19 protein-coding genes are annotated in these 15,693 nt (G+C 71.9%); 11 read left to right on the forward strand and 8 right to left on the reverse strand.

Annotated elements, in window-relative coordinates:
- The first annotated feature begins 27 nt into the window (after positions 1 to 27).
- Genes KZI27_RS09675 through KZI27_RS09690 form a run of 4 tightly spaced genes read left to right on the forward strand, consistent with a single transcriptional unit; the run spans position 28 to position 5,076 of the window.
- Positions 28 to 1,590, forward strand: coding sequence for an ABC transporter substrate-binding protein (locus KZI27_RS09675; protein ID WP_222660899.1), 1,563 nt, complete (start codon positions 28 to 30; stop codon positions 1,588 to 1,590).
- The gene (locus KZI27_RS09680; RefSeq protein WP_111085670.1) at positions 1,587 to 2,570 is read left to right on the forward strand and encodes an ABC transporter permease; all 984 of its coding nucleotides are present in this window, start codon (positions 1,587 to 1,589) and stop codon (positions 2,568 to 2,570) included. Before KZI27_RS09675 ends, KZI27_RS09680 begins: the two co-directional genes overlap by 4 nt.
- A complete protein-coding gene (locus KZI27_RS09685) occupies positions 2,567 to 3,463 on the forward strand; it encodes an ABC transporter permease (protein ID WP_222660901.1) in 897 nt (298 codons plus the stop codon). The genes KZI27_RS09680 and KZI27_RS09685 overlap by 4 nt, the downstream gene beginning before the upstream one ends.
- Complete coding sequence (locus KZI27_RS09690) at positions 3,460 to 5,076, forward strand: ATP-binding cassette domain-containing protein (protein WP_222660903.1); 1,617 nt, start codon at positions 3,460 to 3,462, stop codon at positions 5,074 to 5,076. Before KZI27_RS09685 ends, KZI27_RS09690 begins: the two co-directional genes overlap by 4 nt.
- 83 nt (positions 5,077 to 5,159) lie before the next feature.
- Here the strand turns inward: KZI27_RS09690 and KZI27_RS09695 are convergent, their stop codons facing one another.
- Together KZI27_RS09695 and KZI27_RS09700 are read right to left on the reverse strand one after the other, a co-directional pair.
- Entirely contained in the window at positions 5,160 to 5,996 is an 837-nt protein-coding gene (locus KZI27_RS09695) for an alpha/beta fold hydrolase (protein ID WP_222660905.1), read from the reverse strand.
- Between the two features lie 257 nt (positions 5,997 to 6,253).
- Positions 6,254 to 6,586: a hypothetical protein gene (locus KZI27_RS09700; RefSeq protein ID WP_222660907.1), complete on the reverse strand. Its 333-nt coding sequence runs from the start codon at positions 6,584 to 6,586 to the stop codon at positions 6,254 to 6,256.
- Positions 6,587 to 6,690: 104 nt separating this feature from the next.
- Here KZI27_RS09700 and KZI27_RS09705 point away from each other — a divergent pair, with 104 nt between their 5' ends.
- The 3 genes from KZI27_RS09705 to KZI27_RS09715 all read left to right on the forward strand — a co-directional run bounded on the left by KZI27_RS09705 (position 6,691) and on the right by KZI27_RS09715 (position 8,768).
- The gene (locus KZI27_RS09705; RefSeq protein WP_261784228.1) at positions 6,691 to 7,626 is read left to right on the forward strand and encodes an AraC family transcriptional regulator; all 936 of its coding nucleotides are present in this window, start codon (positions 6,691 to 6,693) and stop codon (positions 7,624 to 7,626) included.
- Between the two features lie 120 nt (positions 7,627 to 7,746).
- Positions 7,747 to 8,328, forward strand: coding sequence for a DapH/DapD/GlmU-related protein (locus KZI27_RS09710; protein WP_222660911.1), 582 nt, complete (start codon positions 7,747 to 7,749; stop codon positions 8,326 to 8,328).
- Between the two features lie 212 nt (positions 8,329 to 8,540).
- Complete coding sequence (locus tag KZI27_RS09715; protein WP_222660912.1) at positions 8,541 to 8,768, forward strand: VOC family protein; 228 nt, start codon at positions 8,541 to 8,543, stop codon at positions 8,766 to 8,768.
- Here the strand turns inward: KZI27_RS09715 and KZI27_RS09720 are convergent.
- The 3 genes from KZI27_RS09720 to KZI27_RS09730 form a co-directional block, all read right to left on the reverse strand.
- Complete coding sequence (locus KZI27_RS09720) at positions 8,749 to 9,714, reverse strand: methyltransferase family protein (RefSeq protein WP_222660913.1); 966 nt, start codon at positions 9,712 to 9,714, stop codon at positions 8,749 to 8,751. The genes KZI27_RS09715 and KZI27_RS09720 overlap by 20 nt on opposite strands.
- A gap of 42 nt (positions 9,715 to 9,756) precedes the next feature.
- Positions 9,757 to 9,894 carry a hypothetical protein gene (locus tag KZI27_RS09725; protein ID WP_222660914.1) on the reverse strand — a complete coding sequence of 46 codons (138 nt, stop codon included), beginning with the start codon at positions 9,892 to 9,894 and terminating at the stop codon, positions 9,757 to 9,759.
- A 100-nt stretch (positions 9,895 to 9,994) separates the two neighbouring features.
- On the reverse strand, positions 9,995 to 10,894 hold the full coding sequence (locus tag KZI27_RS09730; RefSeq protein ID WP_222660915.1) for an SDR family oxidoreductase: 900 nt from the start codon (positions 10,892 to 10,894) through the stop codon (positions 9,995 to 9,997).
- 108 nt (positions 10,895 to 11,002) lie between these two features.
- Between KZI27_RS09730 and KZI27_RS09735 the strand changes: the two genes are divergently transcribed.
- Together KZI27_RS09735 and KZI27_RS09740 are read left to right on the forward strand one after the other, a co-directional pair.
- Positions 11,003 to 11,341 carry a DUF3140 domain-containing protein gene (locus KZI27_RS09735; RefSeq protein WP_222660916.1) on the forward strand — a complete coding sequence of 113 codons (339 nt, stop codon included), beginning with the start codon at positions 11,003 to 11,005 and terminating at the stop codon, positions 11,339 to 11,341.
- Between the two features lie 52 nt (positions 11,342 to 11,393).
- Positions 11,394 to 11,648 carry a Rho termination factor N-terminal domain-containing protein gene (locus tag KZI27_RS09740; RefSeq protein WP_205462286.1) on the forward strand — a complete coding sequence of 85 codons (255 nt, stop codon included), beginning with the start codon at positions 11,394 to 11,396 and terminating at the stop codon, positions 11,646 to 11,648.
- Here the strand turns inward: KZI27_RS09740 and KZI27_RS09745 are convergent.
- A complete protein-coding gene (locus KZI27_RS09745) occupies positions 11,642 to 12,640 on the reverse strand; it encodes an alpha/beta fold hydrolase (RefSeq protein WP_222660917.1) in 999 nt (332 codons plus the stop codon). The two genes, KZI27_RS09740 and KZI27_RS09745, sit on opposite strands and share 7 nt — an antisense overlap.
- 144 nt (positions 12,641 to 12,784) lie before the next feature.
- Between KZI27_RS09745 and KZI27_RS09750 the strand changes: the two genes are divergently transcribed.
- Positions 12,785 to 12,988, forward strand: a complete 204-nt coding sequence (locus tag KZI27_RS09750) for a hypothetical protein (RefSeq protein ID WP_123312829.1) — start codon at positions 12,785 to 12,787, stop codon at positions 12,986 to 12,988.
- Between the two features lie 29 nt (positions 12,989 to 13,017).
- On the opposite strand, the gene KZI27_RS09755 is transcribed toward KZI27_RS09750, so the two are convergent.
- Positions 13,018 to 13,281: a hypothetical protein gene (locus KZI27_RS09755; protein WP_123312828.1), complete on the reverse strand. Its 264-nt coding sequence runs from the start codon at positions 13,279 to 13,281 to the stop codon at positions 13,018 to 13,020.
- A 75-nt stretch (positions 13,282 to 13,356) separates the two neighbouring features.
- Between KZI27_RS09755 and KZI27_RS09760 the strand changes: the two genes are divergently transcribed.
- Complete coding sequence (locus tag KZI27_RS09760) at positions 13,357 to 14,319, forward strand: SDR family NAD(P)-dependent oxidoreductase (RefSeq protein WP_222660918.1); 963 nt, start codon at positions 13,357 to 13,359, stop codon at positions 14,317 to 14,319.
- A 101-nt stretch (positions 14,320 to 14,420) separates the two neighbouring features.
- Here the strand turns inward: KZI27_RS09760 and KZI27_RS09765 are convergent, their stop codons facing one another.
- The gene (locus KZI27_RS09765) at positions 14,421 to 15,647 is read right to left on the reverse strand and encodes a cobalamin-independent methionine synthase II family protein (protein WP_222660919.1); all 1,227 of its coding nucleotides are present in this window, start codon (positions 15,645 to 15,647) and stop codon (positions 14,421 to 14,423) included.
- Between the last annotated feature and the right edge of the window lie 46 nt (positions 15,648 to 15,693).

The following is a 15,693-nucleotide window of genomic DNA, read 5'->3' on the forward strand; positions in this document are numbered from 1 at the left end:
GCAACCCGAACCCCCTAGGAGTCATCCGTGACCGTCGACCTCACGTCGCGGCGGCGTCGCCTCAAGCGCCTCGCCCTCGCGGCCACCGCGTCCGCCCTCGCCCTCACGCTCGCCGCGTGCTCGTCCGGCGGCGACGCCTCGCCCGGATCGTCCTCGGACACCGGCACCTACACGCTCGGACTCCAGGAGCCCGACAGCACGATCAACCCCCTCACCACCTCGGACTACAACGCGATGTTCATCGTGGGGTTGGCGTCCGAGGGCCTGCTCAGTCAGGACGCGAAGGGCAAGCTCGAGGGCCGTCTGGCCGACTCGTGGAAGGCGTCGTCCGACGGACGCACCTGGACGGTGCAGCTCCGCGACGACCTGCAGTTCTCCGACGGCGCAGCGCTCACGAGCAAGGACGTCGTCGCGACGTTCGACTCGATCATCGGCAAGGACAGCCAGTCGCCCGGCAAGTCGAGCTTCGACGGCATCCTGCAGTCGGTCGCCGCGGACGGTGCCTCGACCGTCGACTTCACGCTCGCCAAGCCGTACGCCGACTTCCCCTCCCTGCTCACGGGCTCGAACACGACCATCCAGCCGGCGGGCTTCGACGCGTCGACGAACTGGGCCAAGCAGCCCGTCGGCGCCGGACAGTTCGTGCTGACGAAGTACGCGGCCGGCCAGGGCGCCACGTTCACGAAGAACCCGGACTACTGGGACGCGAAGGACGTGGACCTGCAGCAGGTCGACGTGAAGTTCTACGCCGACGACCAGGCCCAGCTGCTCGCGTTCCAGAGCGGGGAGATCGACCAGATCGCCGCCAGCCCGACCGCGACGTCGACCCTGCAGGCCTCGGACTACACCGAGACCGAGCCGTACTTCAACAAGTTCGACGGCATCTTCCTCGACGTCACCAAGGCGCCCTTCGACGACCCGAAGGTCCGTGAGGCCTTCGCCCTCGCGCTCGACCGTGAGGAGATCGTCAAGACGGTCTACGGCGGCGCAGCCGAGGTCGGCAACGACACCACGTTCTTCCCGAGTTCGGCGATCCAGCCGAAGGGGCTCGAACAGCGCGAGCAGGACAAGGCGAAGGTCGCGGACCTGCTCGGCGGCACGACCGTGTCCTTCGAGATCACGACGCTCGACGCCGAGAAGGCCCTCGCCCAGGTGGTGCAGCAGCAGCTCGAGGCGGTCGGCGGGTTCGACGTCACCCTCAAGGTGTTGACGAGCGCGCAGTACTACGCCGACGGCGACGACACCCCGTGGCTGAACGCCCCGGTGACGATCACGAACTGGGCGCAGCGCCTGCCCGCGCAGTACGTCGACCTGATCTACCGCGACGGCGCCGTCTGGAACGCGTCGAAGTACTCGAGCCCGGAGCTCGAGCAGCTGACCGACCGGTACGAGTCGACGACCGACGACTCGGAGCGGCAGGACCTGGCGAACCAGATCGCCGAGATCGAGTGGACCGACCTGCCCGTGATCGTCCCCGCGTTCGCGTCGAGCAGCATCCTGCTGCAGAAGCGCGTCACGGGCACCTTCCGGTCGGGGCAGGACTTCCCGGGCGGGTTCGACTTCCGGGGCATCGGGGTCACCGCGTCATGAGCACCGCGCGCCGCCGTCGTCTGCTGACCCTGGTCGGGCAACGGGTCGTCCAGATCCCGCTCGTCCTGGTCGTGGTCTCCGTCCTGACGTTCTGGCTCGTCCAGGTCGTGCCGGGTGACCCGGGCCGGAACGCCCTCGGGCAGTACGCGACGGCGGCGCAGGTGCGCGCGTGGAACGTCGACCACGGGCTCGACGGGTCCCTCGTCAGCCGGTACCTGCACTGGATCGGCGGGTTCGTCACGGGGGACTGGGGCACGAGCTTCGTCTACTCTGAGCCGGTCCGCGACCTGGTGCTCGGCCGTCTCGGCAACTCCCTGCTGCTCGGCGCGTACGCGTTCGTCATCATGGTGCCGGTCGCGATCACCCTCGGCGCCGTGCAGGCGTACCGGCAGGGTCGCCGCTCCGACCGGGCCGTCACGGTCGGGCTGCTGACGATCTCGGCGGTGCCGGAGTTCGTCGTCGGGATCGTGCTGCTGCTCGTCTTCGCGGTCTGGTTGCGGGTGGTGCCCGTGCAGGCGTCCGGTGCGCTCGACGCCGGGTTCGGCGAGCGGCTCCGGGTGCTCACGCTGCCCGCCGTGGTGCTCGCCCTGGCGTACCTCGCCGTCCTGACCCGGATGGTGCGTGCGGGGACGATCGAGACGATCCGGTCGCAGTTCCACCGCACCGCCGTGCTGAAGGGGCTGACCACCGGCCAGGTCGTCCGCCGCCACGTCGTCCGCAACGCGCTCATCCCGACGTTCTCGGTGCTCGGCATCTACCTCGGCACCCTGCTCGGCGGCAGCGTCATCGTCGAGACCCTGTTCTCCTACCCGGGCCTCGGCGCGCTGCTCGTGTCGGCCGCCGAGCGCAAGGACGCCCTGCTGCTCGAGAGCGGGGTGATGCTCGCCGGGGCGCTCTCGCTCGGCGCGCTCCTGCTCACCGACCTGCTGTTCGTGGTGGTCGATCCCCGGATCCGCTTCGAACGGGCGGCCACCGCATGACCGCCGTCGTCCCCGGTGCCGTCGAGACCGACGCCCTCGCCGGACGTCCGTCGGCGTCGACCAGCACGGGCACGGCGCGGGTCACGCGCCGCGGATGGCGCGGACTCCTCCGGCGTCCCACATTCCTGGTCTCCGTGGCGATCCTGCTCTGGTGGGTCGTCCTGGCCGTGGGCTGGCACCTGCTCGGCCTGCAGCCCTTCGCCCGCACCGGCGAGCTCCTGCAGGCACCGAGCGCCGCGCACTGGTTCGGCACCGACTCGCTCGGCCGCGACGTCTTCGCCCGCGTCGCCGCCGGAGCCCGGCCGGCGCTCGTCATCGGCCCGTTCGGCGCGGCGCTGGCGACCGTCGTCGGCGGCACCCTCGGTCTGCTCGCCGGCTACCACCGCGGCTGGGTCGACACCGCCCTGATGCGGTTCTTCGACGTGCTGCTCGCGTTGCCCAGCCTGATCTTCCTGGTCGTGCTCGTCGGTGCGTTCGGGGTGTCGACGCCCGCGCTCGTCCTCATCGTCGGCGTGCTCTTCGCCCCGGGCATCGCGCGGATCGTCCGGGCCGCGGTGCTCGTCGAGATGGGCAAGTCCTACGTCCAGGCCGCACGGCTGCAGGGCGAGAGCGCCGTCCGGGCGATGGTCAGCGAATTGCTGCCGAACGTGATCGGGGTCTTCGTGATCCAGGCGGTCCTGAGCCTCGGTGCCGCGATCTTCATCACCGCGTCGCTGTCGTTCCTCGGGCTCGGTTCGCAGCCACCGGCCGCCGACTGGGGGCTCGACATCAACGCGAACCGCGCCTACCTGCAGGCCGCGTGGTGGACCGTCGTGTTCCCGGGTGTCGCCGTGGCGTCGATCGTCGTGTCCGCGAACCTGATCGCCGACAACCTCAAGGAGGTCTCCGAGTGAGCGAGCAGCCCCGGGCCACCGGTACGACCGACGCACTGGTCCGCGTCGAGGGGCTCACCGTGTCGTACCGCGGCACCCGGGTGGTCGACGACGTCGCGTTCGTGATCGAGCCCGGTGGCTCGTACGGGCTCGTGGGCGAGTCCGGTTCCGGCAAGAGCACCGTGGCCGGCACGCTGACCGCGTCGCTCGGCCCGGACGCCGCCGTCGGGTCGTCGGCGCTGGTCGTCGACGGCGTCGACGTCGCGTCCCTGCGCGGAGAGCGCCTCCGGCGGTTCCGGCGCGACGTCGTGGCGGTCGTCCACCAGGAACCCGGTCTCGCCCTCAACCCGACGATGACGGTCGGACGCCAGGTCGCCGAGGTCCTGCGCGCCACGGGCTCCGGCCGCGCGGCGGCGGACACCGCGACGATCGAGGCGTTCACGCGGGTCGGGCTGCCCTCGCCGACGACGATCGGCGTGCGGTACCCGCACGAGCTGTCCGGCGGTCAGCAGCAGCGCGTCGCGATCGCCATGGCACTGGTGGCGCGCCCGCGCCTGCTCGTGCTCGACGAACCCACCACCGGCCTGGACAGCACGGTCGAGGCGGGAATCATGGCGCTCATCGACGAGCTCCGGACCGAGATCGGCTTCGCGACCCTGCTCATCAGCCACAACCTGCCCCTGGTCGCGGCGCACTGCGGCCGGGTCGGGGTGCTCCGCCACGGGGTGCTCGTCGAGGAGGGCACCGCGACCCAGGTGCTGCTCCACCCCACGGAGCCGTACACCAAGCAGCTCGTCGACGCCCTGCCCGACATCACGACGGGCAAGGCGGGAACGACGGGCGAGGCGGGAACGACGGGCGAGGCTGGCCCGTCGGCCGAGACCGCGCGGCACGACGTGCTCGCGACGATCAGGGGCCTCCGCAAGGAGTACGACGGCGCCGTCGCCCTCGACGGCATCGACCTCGAGCTGCGCCGCGGTGAGGTGTTGGGCGTCGTGGGGGAGTCCGGCTCCGGCAAGACGACCTTCGGCCGAGCCCTCGCCGGACTGGTCCGACACGACGGCACGATCACGCTGGACGCCGGCGACCAGATGCCGACCGGCACCCCGCCCGTGCAGGTCGTGTTCCAGAACGCGGACGCCTCGCTCAACCCGCGGCGCACGGTCCGACAGGTGCTCGGACGGGCGATCCGGCTGCTGCACGGGGACGGCACCGCCGAACAGCTCGCGGCGCGTGTCGGCCTGCCCGCCGACGTCCTGGACCGCCGGCCCGCCCAGCTGTCCGGCGGGCAGAAGCAGCGCGTGGCCATCGCCCGGGCGTTCGCCGGACCGGTGCCGCTCGTGGTGTGCGACGAACCCACGTCCGCCCTCGACGTCTCGGTGCAGGCACGGATCCTCGACCTGGTGCTCGACCTGCAGCGCACCACCGGCACGACCTGCGTGTTCATCTCACACGACCTCGCCGTCGTGCGCCGGGTCGCCGACCGCATCGCGGTCTTCGACGGCGGTCGCGTCGTCGACGTCGGCCCCGCGGAGCGGCTGTTCGACGCGGGCGCGCACCCGCGCACCCGCGAGCTCGTCGCGGCCGCGCTCGACCTGCGCCGGCGCGCCGGTCTGGTGGCTCCCGCGGCCTGAGCGGGGCCCGGGACGTGCGCACGGGGCGGACGGCAGGCCCGTGGCGGACCCGCCACGGGCCTCCCGTCCGCCCCGTCTCGCCGCTACTTCGCGAGGAACGCCAGCACGACGCGGTTCCACTCGTCCGGGTGGCTGACGTTGACGCCGTGCGGGCCGCCGGCGACGACGTGCAGCTCGGAGCCGGCGACCGCGGCGTGCGTGCGGGCCCCCGAGCCCTCGTACGGCACGGTCGCGTCGCCGTCACCGTGGATGACGAGCGTCGGCACGGTGACCTTCGGCAGGTCGTCACGGAAGTCGGTGTTCGCGAAGGACGCCATCGCCTCGAGCGCGGCGGTCTTCGACGCCTGCTTCGCGAGCGTGAGCGCCTGCTGCCGGTCCTCCTCGGAGACGACCAGGGTGCCGTCCACCGAGAAGAAGTCGGTCGTGAACTGGTCGTAGAACGCGTCCTCGTCCTTGGTCAGGCCCGCGGTCATCTCGGCCGCCTGCTCCTTCGGCAGCGGGCCGTCCGGGTTGTCCGAGGTCTGCAGCAGGTACGGCGGCACGGCCGAGGCGAAGACGACGCTGTGCAGCCGCTCGGTGCCGTACTTCGAGAAGTAGCGGGCGACCTCGCCGCCGCCCATCGAGAAGCCGACGAGGGTGACGTCCTGCAGGTCGAGCTCGGTGAGGATCGTGTGCAGGTCCTCGGTGAGGTGGTCGTAGTCGTAGCCGGTCTTCGGCTTGTCGCTGCGACCGAAGCCGCGACGGTCGTACGTGACGACGCGGTAGCCGGCGTCGACGAACGCCGGGACCTGCTTGCTCCAGGACTCGCCGGACAGCGGCCAGCCGTGGATCAGGACGACGGTGCGGCCGGAACCGCCGGTGTCGTCGACGTGCAGGTTCGTGTCCTTGAAGAGCCCGTGGTGGGCCGTGATCTCGGTCAAGAGTCGCTTCCTTCCCGCGCCGCACGGGTGGCGGCACGCACCTCGTTGCTACCAGCGGGATCCCGAGCGACAGCGCGGAGTGGACAGACCCCTCGGGGCCGTCGCCGGAGGCGCTGTCCGTGACGCGCGCGGTGACCACGTTCTCCTGTCCAGCAGGATCGGGGAACCGTCAGGGCGGCGGGTGCCCCTCGTCACGAGGGAGCACCGATGAAGTGCGTCGACTCCGCGGGGTCCGTCCGGCGACGACCGCGCTGCGGTCAGGCGACCGGCGTCTCGCCCGTCAGGTCGGAGCGGGTGTCCGCGTGGATCGTCTCCGGGTGCTCGAACGTGTTCGCTGCCGCACGCAGACGGGCGACGAACTCGCCGTTCTCGACCTCGAGCTCGTCCTCGTCCGCATCGGCGACGACGATCTCGCTCGACGGACCGATGAGCATCTTCGTCGTGGTCATGGTGCCGTCCTCCGCCACGGCCGGGATCGCGATGGCGTCGGCCCGGTTGCCGCCGGCGAGCGCCGCGGCGTACTCGATCACGGCATCGGCGACGTCGTCGCTGGTCAGGATCGTCGAGCGGTCGTACTGGATGTACTTCATGGCCCATCAGTCAAACGCGCGGATGCTGGCTGTCTTCCGAGGAACCCGGCGCGTCGTGCGTTGCGCGGATGCCGACATGTCGCGAGGATCGTCCTGTGCCCGAGATGATGCACCGCACGCAGCGGCAGGTCCGGACCGACGAGCCGTCGGTCGCCGCCGAGGCACTCTCGGTGACCCACGTGACCCACGGCCTCACCGTCGAGGGCACCGGCGAGGGGTTCGTCTTCGAGGAACGCGTGCGGGGGACCGCCCTGTTGTCGCTCGAGTCGACGCGGTGCACGGGCATCCTGAGCGGCGCGGTCGAGCCCGGTCGGGCGATGATGATCGTCTGGGTGAAGTCCGGCTCCGCGGTCGTCGACGACAACCCCGTCAAGGTCGGCCGCCCGGTGCTCTACCGGCAGGACCCCCAGCGCTTCCGGTGGGTGGACGTCCAGCACGACGTGCTGCGCATCGACCGGACGATCGTCGAGCAGGTCGCCGCCGAGCGTGGCGACTGGGCACCGGGTCCGTTGGAGTTCCGTCCGCGACACGTACCCGAGGGTGCGCCGTTGGCCGCGTGGTGGCTGATGGTCCGGTCGGTCGCGCAGGAGGTGCTGCAGGGCCCGGCCGACGTGCCGGTGGAACGTGAGCGCGAGCTCGCCCGGTTCGCCGCCGGTGGGCTGCTGACCGCGATCCCGCACTGGCCGGTGGGGCAGCACGAACCGGTGATGGCCTCGACCGCCCGGTTCGCCCGCGCCGAGACGTTCCTGCTCGACCACGCGACCGAGCAGATCACGGTCAACGACGTCGCCGAGGCCGCGGGCCTGAGCGTCCGCGGTGTCCAGGCTGCGTTCCAGCGGCACCACGGCATCACGCCGACGATGTACCTGCGCCGGATCCGCCTCCTGCTCGCCCGGGAGCAGCTCGAGGCCGGCGACGGCCGCAGCGTCGCCGAGATCGCCCGGGCGACGGGGTTCGCGCACCTGGGCCGGTTCGCCGGCAGCTACCGGCAGGAGTTCGGGGAGCTGCCGCGGCAGACGGCGCTGGCGGCGCGGGAGTAGCGGGCCGGGGCGTTACCGCAAGGATCACGCAACCGCCTCGGTGTCCGTTGTCGGGTCGCCCGGCAGCGCCTACGTTTCGGCTGTGCGACATCGCACGAACCGTCGAACCCAGGAGGCCGCATGACCGCGCCAGCCGTCCCCGTCCCCTCCACGTTCGTCCGACGCCTGCGCGAGGACGCCGCGCACGCCCGGGAGCACGTCCTCCTCACCGCCCTGCTCGGCTCGCCGTTCCTGCCGCGGGTGGTGCGACGGCTGCTGCTGAACGCCGCAGGCGCCCGTGCCGAGTCGGCTCCCGGTCCCGGGTTCTCACTGACCGGCGACCCGCGCAACCTGTCGGTCGCGCGCGGCGTCTACTTCAACCGCGGCACGACCATCGAGGCCATCGCACCCGTCACCATCGGTGCGAACGCCGCGATCGGCATGCAGGTCCTCATCATGACGAGCCACCACGCGATCGACGCCGACGGCCGGTGGAGCGACACCGCGACCGGTCGGCCGGTCGTCATCGAGGACCGCGTGTGGATCGGCGGCCGTGCGACGGTCCTGCCCGGCGCGCACATCGAGCACGACGTGGTCGTCGCGGCCGGCGCGGTCGTCACCGGGCGCCTGCTGGCGCACGGTGTCTACGCCGGCGTGCCGGCGAAGCGCATCCGCGACCTGGCCGGTGCGGACGCGGCCACAGACCGCACCGCGACCACCTGACGGCCTGGAGGCGCGGGGCGGCCCCGCCACGGGCCTCCCGTCCGCCTTCCGCGAGCGTCCCAGTGCCCCGCGTCCTTCCGTGCACACCCGCCGTCTGCGACGATGGGCGCGCAGCGGGCGACGACGCCCGCCCGTCGTGAGGAGTCCTCCGTGTCCGTGCGTCTCAACCCGTACCTCGGCTTCCGCTCGAGGGCGAGAACGGCCTGCTGCTGATGGCGTCGGACGCGCCGACCGGCATGGAGACGCCGTCGGAGAGCACCATCTCGCTGTCGCTCAGCGGCGACGACGACGAGGCGCTGACCCGCTACTGGAACGGGCTCGCCGACGGGGCGACGATCATCGAACCGCTGACGAAGGCGCCGTGCGGCGACACGTTCGGGACGCTCACCGACCGGTTCCGGGTCACGTGGCTCGTGGACATCAGCGGCTCGACGAGCTGACGGCGACGGGCACGCCGCCCACGCTCGCGGCGATCGGCCACCGCGGCACCCAGCACCGGACCCGCGCGGCGTAGCGGCGGAAGTCGTCGCCGAAGCGGACCTCGAGGTCGGCCTCCTCGAGCGGTCGGACGACGCAGTTCCACACGATCGAGCCGGCGAGCGCGTAGACGACGACCATCCACGACCCGAGCAGCAGCCCGACGGCGACGCCCTGCGTGATGCCGGCGAGTGCCATCGGGTTGCGGACCGAGCGGTACGGGCCGGCGACGACCAACCGGTTCGCGCTGGCGGAGGGCAGCGGCGTCCCCGCCCCCTTCGTCGACATCGCCGCCGCCGACGCGATGCCGAGGGCGCTGGCGAGCGCGAGGACGACGAGCCCGGCCACCAGCAGCGCGGTCACGACCGGTCCGGGCAGTGCCGGGTGCAGCCGCCAGCGGTGCTCGGCGGCGGCGATGACCACGGGGAACACGCCGAGGAAGAGTCCCCAGAAGACGACGATCTGCAGCGCCGTCGCGACCACGTGCCGTGACGTCGCGGCACCCGGGTCGGCGGTGCGGAACCGCAGCGGACCGGACGTCAACCACTCGGTCGGCACCCGGCCGAGCAGGACGAGCGCGAGGGCCAGCCCGGAGCCGACGGTGGCCGCGGCCATGACCAGGACTCCCCAGCCGGCCTCACCGGTGACGGTGGCCCAGACGGCGAGAGCCGCGAGGACGACCGCCGTCCAGCCGGTGGCGACGATCGCTGCGGCCCGGCCGAGGGCACTGGCCGACGACGCCGCGATCGCCGACGCGACCACGAACAACGGGACGTCGACGGCCGCGACGGCGACCGGGTCGAGCGAGCCGAGGGTGAGCGTCTGGATGCCCGGGACGGTCGCGACGGTGATCCACCAGACAGCGCCACCGAGGGCCTGCAGTGCGAAGTAGAGCCGGCCCCGGGACACGTCTGCACGCTAGCAGGGCGACGCGGTGCGCCGGACGGCGCCTCAGTCCTGGCGGTTGATCTGCCCGAGCCACCGGCCGAACGCCGGAGTGCGGGCGTCGTGCAGCTTGGTCAGGACGGGCTTCGGCGTGCAGGTGCGCTCGTCGACGATCGCTGCGCCCTTGTGGGGTTCGAGGCTCATGGTGTGCTCCTTCGTGGTCTTCGTGATCGGTGCAGAGTCCGACAGCGGGCGGGTCCGATCCATTCCCACCCGCTGCCGTGTCGTCGGCGAGCGGTGCCGGTCAGGGCGTGACCATGCCGCCGTTCACGTTGAGCGTCTCGCCGACCACGTAGCTCGACTCGTCCGACGCCAGGAACACGTAGGCCGGGGCGAGTTCGGCCGGCTGCCCGGCGCGACCCATCGGCGACTCGCTGCTGCCGAACTCCGGCAACGTCGACGGGTCGACGCCGCCGCTCGGCTGCAGGACCGTCCACGTCGGCCCGGGAGCGACGACGTTCACGCGGATGCCGCGTTCGACGAGCAGCTGCGACAGCCCCTTCGACAGGTTGTTGATCGCGCCCTTCGACGCCGCGTAGTCGAGCCGGTCGGGCGCCGGCTTGTAGGCCTCCATCGAGGCCGTGGTGGTGATCGTCGCACCGGGCTGCAGGTGCGGCAGTGCCGCCTTCACGAGGCGGAACAGCCCGAAGACGTTCACGTCGAAGGTCGCCTCGAACTGGTCGTCCGTGATGTCGAGCACGTCGGGCTGCCACCGCTGCTTGCCGGCGACGCTCACGAGGGCGTCGAGCCCGCCGAGTCCGGCGACCGCCTGGTCGACGAGCTCCTGCGCGTACGCCTTGTCGCGCAGGTCGCCGGGGATCGCCACGGCGGTGCGTCCGGCGGCACGGATCTGCTCGAGCACGTGGTCGGCGTCGGACTGTTCCTCCGGCAGATAGGCGATCGCGACGTCGGCGCCCTCGCGGGCGAACGCGATCGCGACGGCGCCGCCGATGCCGGAGTCACCGCCGGTGATCAGCGCCTTGCGGCCGGCGAGCCGACCGGTGCCCCGGTAGCTCGTCTCGCCCAGGTCGGGGACCGGGTCCATGGCGGACTGGAGGCCCGGCTCGTCCTGGGTCTGCGGCTCCGGCTGGACATCGGGGTAGCGGGTGCGCGGGTCGCCGTGTTCGTACTGGTCGGTGGGCATGGGGTTCCTTCCTGCTGGCTCGTGACCACCGAACCCGTCGGCGCTGGGGGAAGCCGGAGCGCCGTCCGTCCTGCGCACTCGTCCAGGGCCGGGGCGTTGCCTCGGGGCATGAGCGACGACGACGACCAGCAGACCGAGCGCGACTTCGCCGACGCGGTGAACATGACCCCGTCGGAGCTCCGGGCGTGGCTCGACTCCGACGAGTCGAAGCACGTCGGGCAGAAGCCCCCTGGGGGCGGCGAGTCGACCGGGCACGAGAGCGGGCGGCACGTCATCCGGATCCTCGAGAAGCACAAGGCGGACCGGACCGACGACGACCACGCCCACATGCGGAAGGTGATCGGCTACGTCGCCCGGCACTCGGAGCAGCGGCCGGACGGCGACGTGCACGACACCCCGTGGCGGTGGTCCCTGATGAACTGGGGCCACGACCCCGAGAAGCGCTGAGCCGCCGCCGGCTCGGAACGACGCCGGGCCGGCGCGCGTACCGTGACGCACCATGCCGAACCAACTCAAGAAGCCGGACATGTACGAGGAGCTCCGCAAGGAGGGCAACTCGAAGGAGAAGTCCGCGCGGATCAGCAACGCCGCAGCGGCCCGCGGCGAGGAGGCAGTCGGGAAGAAGGGCGGCGAGTCCGGCTCCTACGACGACTGGACCGTCGCCGACCTCCGGAAGCGGGCGAAGGAGCTCGGCCTGACCGGGTACTCGTCGAAGCGCAAGGCCGAACTCGTCGAGGCGCTCCGGGATCACTGACCGAGGTCGGCGACCGCGTCGATGCCCTCGGCGATCTCCGCTGCGTGCGTGTGGTGCAGGTAGTGCCCGCCGTCGAGCAGGACAACCTGGCCGTCGACCACCGACGCTGCCTGCTCACGGTGCAGACGCTCCCACCCCGGCACCTCCGGGTCGTCGCCCACGACGAACAGGCGGACCGGCAGATCGGCGGGGAACGCGAGGCTGCGGGCGTACCGGAAGTTCGCGCCGAGGTGCTCGTACTCGTCCAGGTACGTCGCGCGCATGCTGGTGCGGTGTGACAGCAGGGTCATCTGCTCCTTCTGCGCATCGGTGTAGGGCAGCCCGGCGTACGCGTCGCCGGACACGGTGGTGAGCACGCGGGCGAGCCCGGTGGCCTTCACGAAGCGGAACAGGCCGGACCCGACGGCCTCGTCGATGCCGGGCTGCGTCGGCACGCTGCTGTCGATGCCGACGAACGCCTGCACCTCGTCCGGGTACGCGTTCGTGTACTCGAGCGCGTAGATCCCGGCGACCGAGTGCCCGGCGAGCACGTACCGGTCGATGCCGAGCGTCGACAGCGCCTGGTGCACCTCGTCGACGATGTTCGCGCTGGTCCGTGGTCGGTCCGTGCCGTCGCTCAGGCCGTACCCGAGCGGCTCGACCACGACCACCCGGTGGGTGTCCTCCAGCCGGTCGACGAGCGGGGCGAAGTCGATGACGGGGGACGCCGTGCCGAAGCCGGGCAGCAGCACGACGGTCGACGCCCCGGACCCGGTGACGGCGACGTTCACCCGGCCGCCGGTGACGGGGACGAGTTCGCCGTAGGGGCGGATGTCGTCCCGCTCGGCTGCGGTCGCGATCGCGTCGTAGGTGGCCGTGCCGCCGAGCGTCAGGGCGCCGAGGCCCACGAGCCCGACGAGCGAGAACCCGATGATCCGCAACGGGCGGCGGCGTCGGCGTGCAGGTCGGGCCGGGGTGCTGGTGGGGGTGGCCGTGGGGTGGTGCGTGTCCATGCCTGCACGCTAGGTCCGGCTCGGACCGCCGCGCATCGGAGCACGGTACCGGCGCGCGACGTCCGTGTCGTACCGCGGGCCGACGTCGGCCGTCCGCGGAACACGCTCGGCATGGGGGAGAATGGCCGGGTGAACGAGACGGGCATGCCGCGCTTCCGACGGATCTGGTCGACCGTGCAGGTCGGCGTGCTCGCGATCGCCGTGGCGTTCTGCGTCGTGATGCTCGTGATCGGGCAGGGCAAGCTCGACCGCGTCTACGCCGTTGCCGCGATCTTCTTCGGCCTGGCGCTCGTCGGGCACAGCACGTACCTCTGGCTCCTCGCCCGGAACGCCCGCGCCGGCCGCTGAGTCGAACGGCGACGCGGGGTCGGCTCCGGCTACACCCCGAACCGCAGGGCGAGCGGCACCAACAGTCCGGCCACCCAGACGAGCACCATCACGAGCGCGCCGATCGCGATGAAACGGCGGCGGCGACGGAGCTTCGGGCTCCGCTCCTCGCCCCACATCTGTGCACGGACGAGCACGCGGTTCGCCTGCTCGACGACCCGGCGGACCTCGGGGTCGTCCAGCTCGAGGGCACCGGACCGGGCGTGTTCGGCGATCACCGTGGCTTCGTCGACGGTCAGGTCGTCCTTGCGCATGCTCCATCCTCGCACCGGGCGCAGGGGTACGGCGCGTCTGTGCGGGAACGGACCAGCGGCGCGTACCAAGGACGCATGGGACATCGGTACCGCGGGAAGATCGTCGTCGTCACCGGAGCATCGAGCGGCATCGGGAGGGCCGCGGCACACGAGTTCGCCCGGCAGGGCGCGACGCTCGTGCTCGCCGCACGCGGCCACGAGTCCCTGGAGGCCGCCGCCGCGGAGTGCCGGGCTCTCGGCGCCGACGCGGTGGCGATCCCCACGGACGTCGCCGACGAGCACCAGGTCAAGGACCTCATCGGCACGGTGACGAGCCGGCACGGCCGCATCGACGTCTTCGTCGGCAACGCCGCCCTGTTCGTCTACGGCCTGTTCGAACAGACCCCCACCGAGGCCTTCAAACGCGTCGTCGACACCAACCTGTACGGGCACCTCAACGCCGTGACCCACCTGCTGCCGCACTGGAAGCAGCGCGGGAAGGGCACGTACGTGCTCGTCGGCTCGATCCAGTCGCTGCTATCCGCGCCGTACCAGTCGGCCTACGTGACGAGCAAGCACGCCGCGCTCGGCCTGATCGACGTCCTCGGTGACGAGTTCGCCGGCACCGGTATCCACTTCACCGCGCTGCTGCCGTCGACGATCGACACCCCGATCTACCAGAACGGCGCCAACTACACCGGCAAGAACTCGCACCCGCTGCCGCCGACGGTGTCGGTCGAACGCGCGGGTCGTGCCGTCGTCACCGCCGCCACGCACCCGAAGCGGTACCGCTTCGTCGGCCGGATCCAGGCGTCGCTCGTGCCGCTGCAGTACGTGTTCCCGGGCCTGTTCCACAAGATCACGAAGCCGATGGTCGAGACCTTCGCCCTGCGCGGGAAGGCCGCGCCGACCGACGGCAACCTCTACGCCCCGGCTGACGCCGACAACGCCACGAACGGCGGTTGGGTCGCCAAGCGGCGACGCGTCACCCGCCCGCTCGTGTGGCTCGGCGTCGCTGCAGCGGGCGCGGCGGTCGTGCTCGGCCGCGCGCGTCGGTAACCGGGCGTACCTGCCGTGACCGGGCGTACCTGCCGTGTTCTTCTCGGCAAGTACGCCCGATCTCGCTCGGTACTGCAGCCGTTCTGGGAAGGAACGGGCGGCTAGAAGAGCTTCGCGCTCGCCCGGCGCGCACCCTCGCCGAGGGACTCGAGCTTGGCCGCGGCGATCTGCGGGTGGATGCGGCCGCCGAGCCCGCAGTCGGTGCCGGCGATGACGCGCTCGCGCCCGACGACCGAGGCGAACCGCTCGATGCGCTGCGCGACGAGGTCGGGGTGCTCGACGACGTTCGTGGCATGGCCGACGACACCCGGCACGATGACCTTGCCGTCGGGCAGCGTGACGTCCTGCCAGACGGTCCACTCGTGCTCGTGGCGGGCGTTCGCGGCCTCGAACGAGTAGGCGCCGGCGTCGATGTCGAGCATCAGGTCGACGATGTGGCGGAGTTCGATGTCGGTGGTGTGCGGGCCGTGCCACGAGCCCCAGCACAGGTGGAAGCGGACGCGGCTGGTGTCGAGGCCCCTGAGCGCGTGGTTGAGCGCCTCGACGCGGATGCGGGTGAAGGCGCGGTAGTCCTCCAGGCTCGGCTCGGGGTTGATCTGGTCCCAGTTCTCGGCGATCGACGGGTCGTCGATCTGCAGCACGAGACCGGCGTCGAGGATGATCCGGTACTCCTCGCGCAGGGCGTCGGCCCAGGCCCAGATGTGCTCCTCGTCGGTCGCGTAGTAGTCGTTCGCGACCCGGGCTGCCGAGCCGGGCGAGAGGGCCGTGATGAACCCGTTGTCGGCACCGGCGGCCGCGACCGCGTGCGTGAGGTTGGCGGCGTCGGTGCGCGCGGCGTCGTGCCCGGTGTAGGTGATCGGGCCGGTCGTGGTGGGGAACGCGGTGGCGTTCTTGCCGGTGCCGATGCCCGACTCCGGGTCGGTGTAGGCGTCGCGGAAGATCGTCCAGTCGCGGCGGTCCGGGAAGCTCGTGAGCTGCACGTTGCCCGGGCTCGAGCGGACCGGCTCCTGCGTGAAGACGTTCTCCTCGGTGAGCGAGAGGCCGCTGACCCGCTGGAACGAGTAGCCCCACCACGCGCCGTAGTCGACGCCGTTCGACATCGCCTTGCCGAACTCGCCGTCGCCCGGCTGCGTGATGCCGAGGGCGGTCTGGCGTGCGACGACGTCGTCGACCGCCGCGCTCGTCAGCTGACGGACCTCGTCGGTGGTCTCGAGCGTGAAGCCGTCCGCGCCCACGGGGCGGGCGGCGTTCGCGGCGATGAGCTCCGGCGTGCGGGGGAGCGAGCCGGCCGTGGTGGCCTGGACGTGGTCGGTGTTCTCGAAGGGCATGGGCCCAATGTGCCACGGGGGCGTCACGGTGGCCGGGGCGTTACGC

It is taken from the genome of Curtobacterium sp. TC1, assembly GCF_019844075.1.
Lineage (GTDB): Bacteria > Actinomycetota > Actinomycetes > Actinomycetales > Microbacteriaceae > Curtobacterium.

Coding starts and splice junctions, on each gene's coding strand:
- KZI27_RS09680 (WP_111085670.1), top strand. CDS start 1,587: ATGAGCACCGCGCGCCGCCGTCGTCTGCTGACCCTGGTCGGGCAACGG.
- KZI27_RS09685 (WP_222660901.1), top strand. CDS start 2,567: ATGACCGCCGTCGTCCCCGGTGCCGTCGAGACCGACGCCCTCGCCGGA.
- KZI27_RS09700 (WP_222660907.1), bottom strand. CDS start 6,586: ATGAAGTACATCCAGTACGACCGCTCGACGATCCTGACCAGCGACGAC.
- KZI27_RS09705 (WP_261784228.1), top strand. CDS start 6,691: ATGATGCACCGCACGCAGCGGCAGGTCCGGACCGACGAGCCGTCGGTC.
- KZI27_RS09710 (WP_222660911.1), top strand. CDS start 7,747: ATGACCGCGCCAGCCGTCCCCGTCCCCTCCACGTTCGTCCGACGCCTG.
- KZI27_RS09715 (WP_222660912.1), top strand. CDS start 8,541: ATGGCGTCGGACGCGCCGACCGGCATGGAGACGCCGTCGGAGAGCACC.
- KZI27_RS09725 (WP_222660914.1), bottom strand. CDS start 9,894: ATGAGCCTCGAACCCCACAAGGGCGCAGCGATCGTCGACGAGCGCACC.
- KZI27_RS09730 (WP_222660915.1), bottom strand. CDS start 10,894: ATGCCCACCGACCAGTACGAACACGGCGACCCGCGCACCCGCTACCCC.
- KZI27_RS09735 (WP_222660916.1), top strand. CDS start 11,003: ATGAGCGACGACGACGACCAGCAGACCGAGCGCGACTTCGCCGACGCG.
- KZI27_RS09740 (WP_205462286.1), top strand. CDS start 11,394: ATGCCGAACCAACTCAAGAAGCCGGACATGTACGAGGAGCTCCGCAAG.
- KZI27_RS09745 (WP_222660917.1), bottom strand. CDS start 12,640: ATGGACACGCACCACCCCACGGCCACCCCCACCAGCACCCCGGCCCGA.
- KZI27_RS09750 (WP_123312829.1), top strand. CDS start 12,785: ATGCCGCGCTTCCGACGGATCTGGTCGACCGTGCAGGTCGGCGTGCTC.
- KZI27_RS09755 (WP_123312828.1), bottom strand. CDS start 13,281: ATGCGCAAGGACGACCTGACCGTCGACGAAGCCACGGTGATCGCCGAA.
- KZI27_RS09760 (WP_222660918.1), top strand. CDS start 13,357: ATGGGACATCGGTACCGCGGGAAGATCGTCGTCGTCACCGGAGCATCG.
- KZI27_RS09765 (WP_222660919.1), bottom strand. CDS start 15,647: ATGCCCTTCGAGAACACCGACCACGTCCAGGCCACCACGGCCGGCTCG.